We start from the raw sequence: 13,439 nt of genomic DNA, 5'->3' as shown, positions 1-13,439 counted from the left end.
CCCTTCCTCTCCTACAGCTCCACCGGCTGTACTTCTCCTGTCGACAAATCGATAGCAAGCACCGAATCGCTCTTCTGAATATAGACAATGCCGCCGAACTGGTTCTTTCTGCCGTATTCTTCATAATCTGCAAGAACCTTGTCCCTTGCAAAGCAGACCAGCGCGACATCCATGCCCTTGCTTCTGTGCTCGTTAGCAAGTTTTACGGCCAGCGGCTGAAGAAAATCCGGGTAGAGTAGCATCGTTTTCGTATTGGCAATCGGAAGAGAAATTTTCTGGCGCTCCAGTGCATTCATCAGAGATTCCATGACAGTACAGAATCCGATCGCCGGCGCTTTCTTTCCGAAGTGCTGCAGCAGTGCATCGTAGCGGCCGCCTTTTACGATCGGCTCGCCGGTGCCGTAGGTGTAGGCCTGGAAAATAATACCGGTGTAGTAATGGAATTTGCTTAAAAGGCCGAGATCGAAGAAGACGTATTTTTCATAGCCGTAATCTTTAACGATCTCATAGATCGTAGCCAGACGATCGAGTGCCTCTCTTGCCGCCGGATTTCTTGTAAGGCCTTTTGCCTTTTCGAGAATCTCTGCATTTCCGAACAGTTGCGGAACATCACGGAGTGCTTCAAACAGATCACTTCGAAGGTTCTGTTTTGCCAGCAGCTCCTCGGCGCCAAAATGATTTTTAATGGAAATCAGTTCTTTTAATTCGTTCAGAACATCCTCGGCGAGCGCAGCTTCCTCGGCGAGCGCCTGGAAGAAACCTACGTGGCCGATGCTGATCTGGAAATCGGTAAGACCGGCATCCAGCATAACTTTTACGGTCATCGCAATGATCTCTGCGTCTGCCATTGCGGAATCATCGTTTAAGAGCTCGACGCCCATCTGGGTGGACTCTTTTAAGCGGCCCTGATAGCTGCTGCTGTTGACGAAGCTGCTTCCTCTGTAGCAAAGGCGGATCGGCATCGTCTCTTCCATGAAATACATGGAGGCTGCGCGTGCAATCGACGGGGTAAAGTCCGGACGGAGCACAAGGGTGTTGCCGTCGCGGTCAAAGAATTTGTAGAGCTCGCGGGACGGTGTTGTTCCCACTTCTCTTCCGAATACATCAAAAAACTCGAACGTCGGTGTTTCAATATCCTGATATCCAAACGCATGAAATACCTGCTCAATCTGATTCTCCATGTATAATTTTTTCGTACATTCCTGATTGTAGACATCCCGGACGCCTTCCGGGGTATGAATTAATCGATCCATGTTTTGTTGTCCTCACTTTTTCGCTTTAGTCCACTACCATATTACCATATTGAATTTAAAACTATGGTTAGTATATCGGAAAACATTTTCCCTGTCAACTCAAAATTTTAATCCGCTTTCGAATCCCGTATCTCCAGATCCTTCTGGATTCCGTTCAGGTACGGGACGAGAACGCTGCTTCCCGTTCTGGGAAGGAAGAATGACGTTTCAAGCTCGGTGTAGGAAAAATGCTTCTTTCCGCCGTTCTGTCCGCGGTCCCAGAAGGTTTTCATCGTCTCATACCGCAGGTAATAATATTCGTCCCGCGCCGTAAAATACAGCAGCAGGAAGGAAATCCCCCCCTGCTGCTCGAAATCTTTCATAAACGTGACCTGGTGCTCGTGGATGTTTGCGAGCGGAAAGGAATCCGTTTTGCACTCTTTGGCATCGAAGCAGACGGGAATGCCCTGTACAGCGCCGATGTAATCAACGGTACTCTTCTTTTCAAAATAAGCCAGCGTGATGTGTCTGCTCTCCTTATCTATTTTGATCGGGGTGATCGGCGTCGGCACCTTCTGGATCAGTGCCAGATGCTTGTCACGGTACTGCTCGTTTGTGCGGTTGATCATTTCCTCCAACGTTGATCCGCGGAGTCCCCTCGATGTCCATGCCATAATTCCTGTCCTCGTCTTCGTTCTGTTCTTATTCAATCAGAGAAATTTTGTTCAGCGGCCAGTAGCGCAGAAAGGCCTTGCCGATGATCTTGTCTTTCTCTACGTACGGATTCAGCCAGTAGCGGGAATCCTTTGATACGTTCCGGTTGTCGCCGAGCATAAAGTAGCAGCCCTCCGGCACCTCATACGGTCCGAAATCGCCGACCGGTGTTTCCGGGCAGAAATCATCGCACAGCGGCTCGGTGGAATCGTTGATATACACCTTTCCGTCGCGGATCGTAACCGTCTCTCCCGGCAGTCCGATGACGCGCTTGATAAACTTCTGCTTCTCGTCGTCCGGATAATAGAAAATAACGATGTCATACCGCTGCGGATCGCTCTTTACATAAGCAAGGCGGTTACCGAAGATCTGGTCTCCGGTCATAATCGTGTTTTCCATGGAAGGAGATGGGATTCTTGCGTTGATGACAATGACCTGCTCCACAAAAACAACGACTGCCACGACAATGGCGATCATTTTTACATATTCCCAGATTTCCCGTCCGATGCTCGTCTCCTCCGTTTTTCTTGGTTTTGTTTCTTTCTTTTCGTTGTCTTTTCGGCTCATAATCCTTCTCCCGTCAAATGTTCTCCCTGTAAAATCCGGCGCACGGATGATGGCAGGGGCGCTGTAAAGGTTTTTCCGGACAGATCCGATAAGGTGCCCGTAAGCTCTGGAAATACCGCCTTCCACGAATGGAGAAGTTGGTATTTCAGTCCGTATTTTTCCCGGAAGCGGCGGTTAAACTCCGCATCCCCGTATTTCGTATCTCCCGCAAGCGGATGACCGATGCTCGCGAGATGGCTGCGGATCTGATGGCTCTTTCCGGTCACCAGCTCAACCTCCAGCAGCGTACAGCCTCTTCCGGCACAGAGCGGCCGGTATGCGGTTTCTATGTAAACAGCATCTCCCTGCTGCTCTCTCTGAATCGAAACACGGTTTGTCCTCTCATTTTTTGTGAGGTATCCGCGGATCCGCTCTGTCTCTGTCACGGTTCCTTTTACAACCGTCAGATAGTATTTTCCAACAGCCCGCTCTGCGATCAGTTCTGAAAGCTGCTGCGTCGCCGCAACGGTTTTTCCGGCAAGAATCAGACCGCTGGTATTCCGGTCCAGACGATTGCAGAGTCCGGCGCGGAACATGGTCTCCTCCCCGGCATTTTTTTCCGAAAGATAGGCGCCGAGCGCTTCGGTAAGGCTCACATCCGTCTCTTTCGCCTTCTGTGAGAGGACACCTGCCGTCTTGTTCAGGAAAATTACTTTTTCGTCTTCATAGACGATATCCAGCTTCGGATACTTTACCTGTTTTCCAGCCGCCGGTTTTTCCGGTGTTTTCCGAAATTTTTCGATGGTCTCTTCCGCCAGATACATCCGGATCGTATCGCCTGTTTTCAGCTTTTCACTGCCGTCCGCCTTTTTCTGGTTCAGCACAATGTTTTTCTTTCGCAGCATTTTATAGAAGAAACTCTTTGGCGCCTCCTCCATATATTTGGACAGATATTTGATGAGCTGCTGCGCGCAGTCTTTTTCTGTCACGGTCAGTTCTCTCATAGCAATGGTCTCCTACAGTGCCAGCGCCAGCATCGTGTGTTTCACCAGTTCCGTGCGGGACAGATCCGGGTACCGCTCATCCGGTTTGAAGTTTTCACTGGCGCTCTTTTCCAGCTCATCGTAGTTGCGGTTCAGGGAATCGAGGCGCTCCAGAAATGCTTTTTCCCGATCAAAAATCTTCACATGGCATTTGTAGCCGTTGGCACGGATGATCTTGTTCAGATACGTAGTGCAGTCCTCGATCTGTTTCTGGTCTTTGGCGCGCGTGGTGTAGCAGGCGATCTCCTCACCGCAGAACGCCGCTGCTTCGATCATCAGACTCGATTTTTCCTGTGTGATATACATTTCATATCCCATCAGCAGTTTTCCTTTTTTTGCCTCAATGGCATCGTACACTGCTTTGTCCACTGGCTTTTGCATAACCATCATGATAAAACCGACGGCGGCGCGGCAGCCCGGCAGACAGCCTACTACGGCGACAACCGTAAAAATGTTGCTCTTGTTTCCGTCTGCAAGCACAAGCCCGACAATAAAAACGATGGCCGGAAGGACGAACAGTCCCAGTATCACAAGCAGTCTTTTTTTCTTTTCCCGGCGGATATAGCCGTAATCCCCTTTTCTGATCTTCATTCTTCTGTCATTTCCCTTCTTCGATAAGATCCCCGCTCATCTTCTGCGTGTTTATTTCTTTTTGTGCACGTTGCGGAGCGTCTTTTTCGGCCGTCCGCCTGTTTTGGCTTTTCCCTGTCCGGAACGGTCATTCGCCGTCTTCTGGCCAAAGCCTTTTCCGTTGGACCCTTTTCCTCTTGACGGTTTTCCTGCCTCCCCGGCCATCTTTCTCGGCCGTACGAGACATTTCGGTCCGAATCCGATCAGATCCTCCCGGTGTGTCCGGCGCAGTGCCTCGCAGACGAGCTCATAGTTCTCCGGATTCCGGTACTGAATCAGCGCACGCTGCATCGCCTTCTCATGCGGCGATTTCGGCACGTAAACCGGATCCATCGTCCGCGGGTCAAGACCGGTATAGTACATACAGGTGGAAAGTGTGGAAGGCGTCGGATAGAAGTCCTGTGCCTGCTCCGGGATAAATCCCATATCGCGGATGTACTCGGCAAGCTCCACCGCATCCTCCAAGTCACACCCCGGATGGGACGACATAAAATACGGAAGTGCGTACTGCTGCTTCCCCGTCTTTTTGTTGCACGCATCGAAGCGGCGGATAAATTCCTGATATACTTCGTGGCGCGGTTTTCCCATATAGGAAAGCACACGGTTCGAAACGTGCTCCGGCGCAACGCGGAGCTGACCGCTGACGTGATCCTTTACCAGCTCGGAAAGGAACGTCTGGTCTTTATCGGCCAGGACATAGTCAAAACGGATGCCGGAGCGGATAAAGACTTTCTTCACGCCCGGAATGTCTTTTAATTCCCGCAGCAGCTTCACATAATCTCTGTGATCTGCCACCATATTTTTACACGGCTCCGGGAAGAGACAGTTCCGGTTCGGGCAGGCGCCTTTGGTGAGCTGCTTTTTGCATGCCGGACCGCGGAAATCCGCCGTCGGGCCGCCGACATCGTGAATATAGCCTTTAAATTCTTTTTCCTGAACCATCTGCCGCGCTTCCGCCAGAATGGATTCGTGGCTTCTCGTCTGCACAACGCGTCCCTCGTGGAACGTCAGCGCGCAGAAACTGCAGGACCCAAAGCAGCCGCGGTTGCTCGTCAGACTGTATTTGATTTCCCCAAGCGCCGGCACACCGCCGTCTTTTTCATAGCTTGGGTGATAGGCGCGCATGTATGGAAGCGCATAGACATCATCCATCTCCTGCTCTGTCAAAGGACGGGAAGGCGGATTCTGTACAATGTAGCCCTGGCCCTCATACGGCTCTGCCATCGGCTTCGCATTGATGGCATCGGTATTTTTATACTGAATCGCAAAGCTCTCCGCATACGTCCGCTTGCTCTCCCGCACCTCCTCGAATGACGGCAGCACCACCGGGTCAATCAGGTGATCCAGCGTTTTGCTCCGATAAACGGTTCCCGGAATAAAGGTGACATCATGAACGTCAATGCCAGCCGCAAGTGCATCTGCAATCGCTACGATCGAAAGTTCTCCCATTCCGTACGAAATCAGATCCGCACCGGAATCGAGAAGGACGGAGCGGCGCACCTGGTCAGACCAGTAATCGTAATGCGAAAGGCGCCGGAGCGATGCCTCGATGCCGCCGAGGATCATCGGTGTATGTTTATACGTTCTCCGGATCAGATTGCCGTACACGGTAACCGCGCGGTCCGGCCGTTTTCCCATGACACCGCCCGGCGTAAAGGCATCTGTTTTTCGGTGCTTTTTCGCCACGGTATAATGGTTGACCATGGAATCCATATTTCCGGAAGAGACAAGAAAGCCAAGACGCGGTTCACCGAAAATCGAAATGCTGTTCTCGTCCTTCCAGTCCGGCTGTGAGATGATGCCGACGGAATAGCCGTTCGCCTCGAGCACACGGCTGATGATTGCCGGTCCGAACGAGGAATGGTCCACGTAGGCATCTCCGATGACATAGACAAAGTCAAACTGTTCGATTCCCCGTTCCTTCATCTCTTCTCTTGTAATTGGTAAAAAAGGCATGCTTTACTTTCCTTTCTGTGTTTCGGCGTCCGCTATGCCAAGCGCCGCTTTTTCTTCCTGCGTCAGGAGACGGGCACTGCCCTTTGGCAGCGCCGGATCAAGTTCCAGGCTCCCCATCGACAGCCGTTTCAAATAGACGACCGTTTTTCCGACCTTCTCAAACATGCGCTTGATCTGGTGGAAGCGGCCCTCACAGATGGTAATGCGGATCCGGCTTTCAAAAATGCCAGGCTCTTTTTCTATCGTTTCCAGAATGGTAAGCTCGGCCGGAAGTGTCGGTTTGTCGTCCCCAATGTCGAGTCCTTCGGCAAATGCCTGCCGATCTTCTTCTTTCACTTTTCCGTCAATCACGGCCTCATACACTTTCGAGACATGCGATTTCGGAGAGAGCAGCCGGTGGGAAAGGGCTCCGTCGTTCGTAATCAGCAGCAGCCCTTCGGTGTCCTTGTCGAGCCGTCCGACCGGAAAGAGGTCTTTTCTTGCCGCATCACTTAAAAGATCGAGTACGGTCCGGTCACGGCGGTCCTCCGTCGCAGAGACGACACCCGCCGGTTTGTGGAGCATCCAGTATTCCATTTTCACATAGGAAATGCTGTTTCCGTCCACAGTCACCTGCGCTTCATCCGGGTCGACTTTCAGTTCCGGGGCTTTTGCCGTAATTCCGTCTACGGCCACCCGTCCCTTCCGGATCAGGGCCTTTACTTCCTGGCGTGTTCCCACACCCATGTCCGCCAGATATTTATCGAGTCGTAATTTACTCATACCATCCGCCATCCTGCATAATATTTATTCTTTAACGTTCCGTTGTTTATTTTTCCCCAGCCAAGTGGGAAATCATCCAGGCACACAAGCACCCAGCCCTTTTTCCCCTGACACTCTTCCTCGGAAAACGAGAGTGTCTCACCCTTTAAGTAGCGCATGACACGGTCATCTCCCTTGGGAATGGTCAAACACGAAACGTATTCTTCTTTTTTCAGATACGCCGCCAGCGCCTGGGACGGCTCGAGGCGGTTTTTCTTTACGGTGCCAAGCGAAAGTCCGGTCCGCAGATAGCGCAGACCCTTTGCCGCACAGACACCTTCCGGCAGAAAATAGAGCTGGTCTTTCACAAGGGCAAACGAACCATTCTTCCAGTCCATGCGCACGCCAGCAAGAAACTCTTCCGCCTCTTTCGGCAGCTTCTTTGTCGTTTCCAAAAGGCGGGAAGGCTGCCGTTTCCGGCTCTCTCCCTGCTTTTTCAGGAGCGCCACGAAATGGCCTTCTCCCTCCATCCGCTGCGGGAAAATATGAACGCACCGGGAAAGATCGCGGCCATTCACGGATACTCCCGGCGCAAACCCTTCGTAACCCGGGGTAATTTCCTGCACTTCCATATCCGGATGCGCATCCAGCAGCCCTGCGATGACCTCTTCGTTCTCCTTTACAGAAAACGTACAGGTAGAGTACAGCAGCTCTCCGCCCTCTGCAAGCATCTGATACGCCTGCTCGATCAGTTTTTTCTGGATCGGCACATAATGCTCCGGCCCATTTTCACTGTAGTAGCGCAGCATTGAGCTCTCTTTTCGGAACATGCCCTCCCCAGAGCACGGCGCGTCAAGAAGGATCTTGTCAAAAAAGGCCGGATACAAGGTTACTAATTTTTCCGGATCCTCGCTCGTCACGAGAAGACGTCCCACTCCCTGGATTTCCAGGTTGCGCAGCAGCGCCTTCGCCCGCGAATTGCTGATATCGTTTGCCAGCAGCATGCCGCCCTCACCGATCCGGCTTCCCAGCTCCGTTGCCTTTCCGCCCGGTGCCGCACAGAGATCGAGCACACGGTCATCCGGCTCAATTGGAAGGCGGGATGCCGGTGTCATCGCACTCGGCTCCTGCAGATAATACAGGCCCGCATAGTAATCGGCATCCTTTGCCGGATTGCAGCTCTCTTCATCGTAATAAAATCCATTGGGGATCCACGGAACCTTCTTAAGCGGAATATCGGTCCGCCTAAGAAACTCTTCTGTCGAAATTTTTCCGTTGTTTACCCGCAGTCCTCTATGTACCGCCTCGTCAAATGTCTTGCGGTATGCCTCATATTCTTCCTCACCGAGCAGCTGTTTCATCTCCTGCTCAAAGGCTTCCGGCAGTGTGATCATATCCGTTTATCCCCTTTTGTTCTAAAGTTCGTCTGTAATTGCCTGTGCGCGGTATCCCTCTGCAATCAGATCCAGTTCTTTGTGGAACCGTTTTAACTCCTGCAGATCGTTCTGCGCATAGATGTGATAAAACTCATCCTGAATTTTTTCTACTTCGCGTTTGTTCGTCACCTTGTAAAGATTCTCGATATTATTCAGGATATCCGTGATCAGATTCCGCTGTATCTGGGAGGAATTCTGTGCATCCATAATCTCACTCCGCACAGAGGACATCTCATTATCCAGCACAATAATCGCCTTTGCAGCTGCACTTAAGCGCTCCCGGATGTGATCCGGAATGTTTGCCTTATATTTGTACTGCAGCGAGTGCTCAATCGTCGCCCAGAAATCCATCGCCATCGTGCGGATCTGGATTTCCACCTGGATGCGCTTCGGGCCGTTCATCGTCTCCACGGTATAGTAAACAATGAGGTGATAGCTCCGGTAACCGCTGTCCTTCATGTGGCGGATGTAGTCTTTCTCGCTCTTAATCTCAATATCCGACCGCTTCTGGATCAGGTCGGCAACCTTTTCGATATCTTCAACGAACTGGCAGATGATGCGGATGCCCGCGATATCCTCCACCTGCTCCTCCATCTCTTCGGGCACAATGCCCTTTCTCTGCATTTTTTCCAGAATACTGGAAACACTCTTCACACGGCCGCTCACGCTCTCGATCGGTGAGTACAGCCCTTTTCCGTGGTGCTCCTTGATCAGATGCCGGAATTTCACCTGTAATTCCTTGACAGCCAGCTCGTATGGTTCCAGAATCTCATGCCATAACAGTATATCCATGTCCCCTAATCTCCTTTTTTGCTCCTGCTTTCAGCCATTTTTCTTATCGGATGGTAAACGCTTTGGAAATTCAATCCCCACCCTGTTACTTTATGCCTGTCTTTTCTGTTTTATGACTGTTTTTCAGAAACTTTTTTGAAATAGACACGGGCAGTTTTTTATGCCTGCCGTTTCGAAAGCTGCTCCAGAACGCGGCACAGGTACTGATACGTTCTCTCCACGGAGGAAATCGAAAGCCGCTCCTCGGTCGTGTGGATTGCTTTCATGTTCGGGCCGAAAGATACACAGTCAAGACCGGAAAGCTTTTCATAGAACAGACCGCATTCCAGTCCGGCATGAATCGCTTCCACTGCCGGTTTCTGTCCATACATGGCTTCATATTCCACCACCATCAGATCGCGGAGGGCAGAATCCTCTTTATACTCCCATGCCGGGTACGCGCCCTCTACGTGGAACTCACCGCCCAGGAAACCGATCAGATACTCCAGCTTGTCGGAAAGGGCTTCTTTTGCACTTCCCACGGAGCTCCGCACACTCGCACACGCATGCAGGTGATCCGGCTCTAATTTCAGAATACCGAGGTTCAGGGATGTTTCCACCAGTCCCGGGATCTGGCCGCTCATCTTCTGTACCCCGTTCGGAAGATTCATCAGGAAAAAGACGGTTTTCTGCAGGCTGACCGGATGAAGCGCCGGTGCAGCGCCCTCGCCTGTTTTCTCTACCGTAACGGTAATACCGTCATCTGTTCCGCTGTACTCTCTGCAAAGATTTTCGGTGAAGCGTAATGCTTCCTCTTTTAAGATCTCTTTCTCTCCGCCGTCGATGGCAAGAAGCATGCGGGTTGTCCGCGGAATGGCGTTGTCTTTTAAACCGCCCTCCAGCTCGATCAGGGCATAATCCATCTTTCCTGCCAGTTCGTACAGGAAACGGCCCGCCAGAATGTTGGAGTTGGCACGGTTTTTGTGGATTTCCGTACCGGAATGGCCACCGGCAAGACCGGAAATCGTCACTTCCATCTGCTCACCCATCACTTCGCTTCTGCGCACCGGCAGATCCATCATGGCTGTCATACCGCCTGCGCACGATACGGTGAGAATGCCTTCCTCTTCAGAATCCATATTTAACAGTGTTCTTCCCTTTAACTCATTCCCGTTTAATGCTGCTGCGCCGAGCAGTCCGATCTCTTCATCCGTCGTAATCAGTGCCTCGATGGCCGGAAGCTGCAGATCATCCGATTCCAGCACAGCCAGCATATAGGCAACGGCAATTCCGTCGTCTCCGCCAAGCGTCGTGTCCCTGGCATAAATCTCATCGCCGTCGATGTGAAGCTCAAGGCCGTCCTTCGTAAAATCGTGGCTGCTGCCCGGCTTCTTCTCGCAGACCATATCGCAGTGGCCCTGCAGAATCACGGTCGGAGCCAATTCACATCCCTTCGATGCCGGGCGGCGGATGACCACGTTGTTGGACGCATCCTGATACCAGGATAATTCATGGTCCCTTGCAAACTGAACCAGATAGTCGCTCACTTCTTTTGTGTTTCCGGAGCCGTGCGGAATGCGGCAGAGCTCTTCAAAATAATAAAATACCCGTTCCGGTTTTAATCCTGCTAATACGCTCATTTTTTCTTCTCCCATCTTCTTTTTTTCAAAGCTTCATCATACTCTATTTTAGAAAGCGGGAGGAGGTTCGAACGTCATGAAAAAATCACTTTTATTTCTCTCTTCCCTGCTTCTTTTTTTCTGTCTTCTTATCTTTCCCGCGCGGACTTTTTTCTATGCCTGCGAGGGTGTCAATCTCTGGTTTCATACCATTCTTCCGTCACTTCTGCCGTTTCTGATTCTGACATCTCTTCTTCTGGAAACAGGAGCCGCGCGGCGGATCTCTGCCCGTGCAGAAGTTTTTTTTCAAACGGTTTTCGGTCTTTCCCCGGCTGGGTTTTATGCACTTTTTCTCGGTCTTTTCTGCGGTTTTCCCATGGGAGCGCGCATCACTGCCCAGCTCTATGAGGCAGAAGAAATTGACCGGAACGAAGCGTGCTATCTTTTAACCTTCTGCAGCAGTCCGAGTCCTGCTTTTCTGTCTTCCTATGTTATCTTAACTGCGTTTTCCGGACAGATCCATCCCGGGTTCGTCTTCGGCGTGCTCTACGGTTCCAATTTTCTAACTGGTTTTCTGTTCCGGCTTGTTTTCCGCCGCTTCCGCCTGCACCGGCACACCGCCCATCGGACACATTCCGTGGAAAAAAAAGAGATGTCAAAACAGACTTCCAAAGGAAACCTGCTGGACACCTCTATCATGAACGGATTTGAAATCATTACACAGCTTGGCGGATACATCATCCTGTTTTCCATTCTGTCCGGACTTCTGATGGATCTGCATCCGTTTGGTTCCGCCTCGCCCCTGCTCTGCGGCGTGCTGGAAATCACGACGGGAATCGCACAGCTTGCCGCGTCCTCTCTTCCTTACGCCGGAAAAGTCTCTGCTATCCTTACCTGCGCCGCCTTCGGCGGTCTCTCTGTCGCTGCCCAGACAAACTGTATGATCCATAACAGCGGTCTGCCCCTCTGGCCTTATCTTGCCGGGAAGCTCTGCTGTGCTGCTTTCGCAGGAACGCTTGGTTTATTCCTCTTCGCTTTCCTCTTCTGATGCCGGATCATATTCCGGTACGACAACTTCTTCCTCTGGCTGCTCTTCTTCCGGAGCACCCTGCGGGGAGAGCTCACTTCTGTTCTGAACAACGGTATTGTAGCAGCTTGTCAGGGATTCTACAAAGCTGTTGTATTTCTCTCCTGCATCGTTTAATGCAGTCGTCATAATATTGCTTAAGTTGGCAAGCATATCATCGGTATATCCGATGGCACCGAGACGGATGCTGTTGGCATCGTTGGTTGCAGCATCCAGGATTTCCTGTGCCTGCTGGTTTGCATTGTTGACGGTCTCATTTGCCTGTGCGTATGCTGACTGCATCACTTCACTCTGCTCTACCATCTCTCTTGCCTTTGCCTGTGCCTCTGCAATGATGGCATCTGCCTTGTTCTGTGCATCTGCCAGAATCGCATCTTTGTTGCTGATGATCTTCTGGTACCGTTTGATCTCGTCCGGTGTTTTCAGACGGAGCTCACGGAGAAGCTCTTCTAATTCTTCTTTATTTACAACGATTTTGGTGGTAGACAGCGGCTGATATTTACAGCTCTCTACATACTCCTCAATTTCTTCGATGATCTGTTCAATTCTGCTGCTCATTTTAATTCTCCTTATCTTTTATCCTGCGGCATTCCTTCTGAATTTCGGGCGGCATACTTTGCGCGGATTTCTTTTTCCACAAAATCCGGAACAAATTTGTGAATGTCGCCGCCAAAAGCAGCTACTTCTTTTACTACCGTGGAGCTGAGGTACGCATACTCCAGCGAGGTAATCAGAAACGTGGTATCTACTTCCGGTTCCAGAACGCGGTTCGTCTGTGCCATCTGCAGTTCATATTCAAAGTCTGTGATCGCGCGGAGTCCGCGGACGATCGTATGCGCCTGGCATTCCTTCGCAAAATCAACAGCGAGCCCGCTGAAAGAACGGACTTCGACATTTGGAATGTCCTGGGTCGCTTTCTTTAGTATATTAACACGTTCTTCCACAGAAAACAACGGAGATTTTGAGGAATTATGTAAAACTCCCACGATTACGCGGTCAAAAAGCTTGGATGCACGCAAGATAACATCCAGATGACCATACGTTACAGGGTCAAAAGTTCCCGGGTATACGGCTGTCTTCATGATTCTTTTACTCCTTCGTGTTTGCTTTTCGGGGTAAGGAATACATGGACATTTGTCTTATAGATTTTTTTCTTCAGAATTTCGTATCCGGCATCCTCCGCCCAGTCGAAATCAGTATTCAGCGATGCTTCTACAATAATTAAGGTATCCTCACCGATAAAAGAGGCGTCGCGGAACGCATACAGCACGTCCTTTTCCAGTCCCTTATCGTATGGCGGGTCCATAAAAATGCAGTCAAAAGGCTCCTGTCCCTGAAGCGACTGCAGAGCTGCATGCGCTTCCATGGGCAGGAGCACTGCCTGCTGTTCCAGCTTCGTAAATTTTAAATTCTGCCGGATACAGTCTGCTGCAGCTTTGTTCTGCTCTACGAACCACGCGCGCTCGGCGCCGCGGCTCAACGCCTCGATTCCGATCGCCCCGCTTCCGGCGAACAGATCGAGAAAACGCGCATCCGGCAGATACGGCTGAAGCATATTAAATAAGGTTTCTTTGATCCGGTCCGTCGTCGGCCGGGTCTGTCTGCCGGGAACCGTCTTTAATGGAAGACTCCGGCATTTTCCTGCTATTACTCTCATGTTGGTC

General features: G+C 51.1%; 14 protein-coding genes. 1 reads left to right on the top strand and 13 read right to left on the bottom strand.

Translation table 11 applies throughout. From position 1 onward, the window contains the following. Positions 1-11 precede the first annotated feature (11 nt). The 10 genes from hisZ to DXD92_RS08520 form a co-directional block, all read right to left on the bottom strand. On the bottom strand, positions 12-1,253 hold the full coding sequence (gene hisZ / locus DXD92_RS08565; RefSeq protein WP_117508989.1) for an ATP phosphoribosyltransferase regulatory subunit: 1,242 nt from the start codon (positions 1,251-1,253) through the stop codon (positions 12-14). A gap of 107 nt (positions 1,254-1,360) precedes the next feature. Then, the gene (locus tag DXD92_RS08560; RefSeq protein ID WP_117509155.1) at positions 1,361-1,909 is read right to left on the bottom strand and encodes a Holliday junction resolvase RecU; all 549 of its coding nucleotides are present in this window, start codon (positions 1,907-1,909) and stop codon (positions 1,361-1,363) included. A 25-nt stretch (positions 1,910-1,934) separates the two neighbouring features. Then, a complete protein-coding gene (gene lepB / locus DXD92_RS08555) occupies positions 1,935-2,513 on the bottom strand; it encodes a signal peptidase I (RefSeq protein ID WP_117812915.1) in 579 nt (192 codons plus the stop codon). After that, positions 2,510-3,496, bottom strand: a complete 987-nt coding sequence (locus tag DXD92_RS08550) for an RluA family pseudouridine synthase (protein WP_118640391.1) — start codon at positions 3,494-3,496, stop codon at positions 2,510-2,512. Before DXD92_RS08550 ends, lepB begins: the two co-directional genes overlap by 4 nt. A gap of 12 nt (positions 3,497-3,508) precedes the next feature. Next, positions 3,509-4,126: a DUF4191 family protein gene (locus tag DXD92_RS08545; protein WP_118640390.1), complete on the bottom strand. Its 618-nt coding sequence runs from the start codon at positions 4,124-4,126 to the stop codon at positions 3,509-3,511. 51 nt (positions 4,127-4,177) lie between these two features. Continuing rightward, positions 4,178-6,121 carry a YgiQ family radical SAM protein gene (locus DXD92_RS08540; protein ID WP_055226360.1) on the bottom strand — a complete coding sequence of 648 codons (1,944 nt, stop codon included), beginning with the start codon at positions 6,119-6,121 and terminating at the stop codon, positions 4,178-4,180. A 3-nt stretch (positions 6,122-6,124) separates the two neighbouring features. After that, positions 6,125-6,883 (bottom strand): pseudouridine synthase, encoded by a 759-nt coding sequence (locus DXD92_RS08535; RefSeq protein WP_055226362.1) that lies wholly within the window; start codon positions 6,881-6,883, stop codon positions 6,125-6,127. After that, entirely contained in the window at positions 6,880-8,253 is a 1,374-nt protein-coding gene (locus DXD92_RS08530; protein WP_118640437.1) for an RsmB/NOP family class I SAM-dependent RNA methyltransferase, read from the bottom strand. The genes DXD92_RS08535 and DXD92_RS08530 overlap by 4 nt, the downstream gene beginning before the upstream one ends. A gap of 24 nt (positions 8,254-8,277) precedes the next feature. After that, the gene (locus DXD92_RS08525) at positions 8,278-9,090 is read right to left on the bottom strand and encodes a GTP pyrophosphokinase (protein WP_055218019.1); all 813 of its coding nucleotides are present in this window, start codon (positions 9,088-9,090) and stop codon (positions 8,278-8,280) included. 158 nt (positions 9,091-9,248) lie between these two features. Further along, positions 9,249-10,709 carry an aminoacyl-histidine dipeptidase gene (locus tag DXD92_RS08520; RefSeq protein ID WP_117804078.1) on the bottom strand — a complete coding sequence of 487 codons (1,461 nt, stop codon included), beginning with the start codon at positions 10,707-10,709 and terminating at the stop codon, positions 9,249-9,251. A gap of 76 nt (positions 10,710-10,785) precedes the next feature. Here DXD92_RS08520 and DXD92_RS08515 point away from each other — a divergent pair, with 76 nt between their 5' ends. Further along, positions 10,786-11,736 (top strand): nucleoside recognition domain-containing protein, encoded by a 951-nt coding sequence (locus DXD92_RS08515; protein ID WP_055265191.1) that lies wholly within the window; start codon positions 10,786-10,788, stop codon positions 11,734-11,736. On the opposite strand, the gene DXD92_RS08510 is transcribed toward DXD92_RS08515, so the two are convergent. Genes DXD92_RS08510 through rsmD form a run of 3 tightly spaced genes read right to left on the bottom strand, consistent with a single transcriptional unit; the run spans position 11,710 to position 13,432 of the window. Next, the gene (locus DXD92_RS08510; protein ID WP_055265193.1) at positions 11,710-12,333 is read right to left on the bottom strand and encodes a hypothetical protein; all 624 of its coding nucleotides are present in this window, start codon (positions 12,331-12,333) and stop codon (positions 11,710-11,712) included. The genes DXD92_RS08515 and DXD92_RS08510 overlap by 27 nt on opposite strands. 11 nt (positions 12,334-12,344) lie before the next feature. Next, positions 12,345-12,857, bottom strand: a complete 513-nt coding sequence (gene coaD / locus DXD92_RS08505; protein ID WP_055265195.1) for a pantetheine-phosphate adenylyltransferase — start codon at positions 12,855-12,857, stop codon at positions 12,345-12,347. After that, the gene (gene rsmD / locus DXD92_RS08500; RefSeq protein ID WP_022461889.1) at positions 12,854-13,432 is read right to left on the bottom strand and encodes a 16S rRNA (guanine(966)-N(2))-methyltransferase RsmD; all 579 of its coding nucleotides are present in this window, start codon (positions 13,430-13,432) and stop codon (positions 12,854-12,856) included. Before rsmD ends, coaD begins: the two co-directional genes overlap by 4 nt. Between the last annotated feature and the right edge of the window lie 7 nt (positions 13,433-13,439).

Source organism: Blautia sp. TM10-2, from assembly GCF_003480845.1.
Lineage (GTDB): Bacteria > Bacillota > Clostridia > Lachnospirales > Lachnospiraceae > Fusicatenibacter > Fusicatenibacter saccharivorans.
Note: the sequence above shows the minus strand (reverse complement) of the source record. Positions and strands in the feature narration are given on the sequence as shown.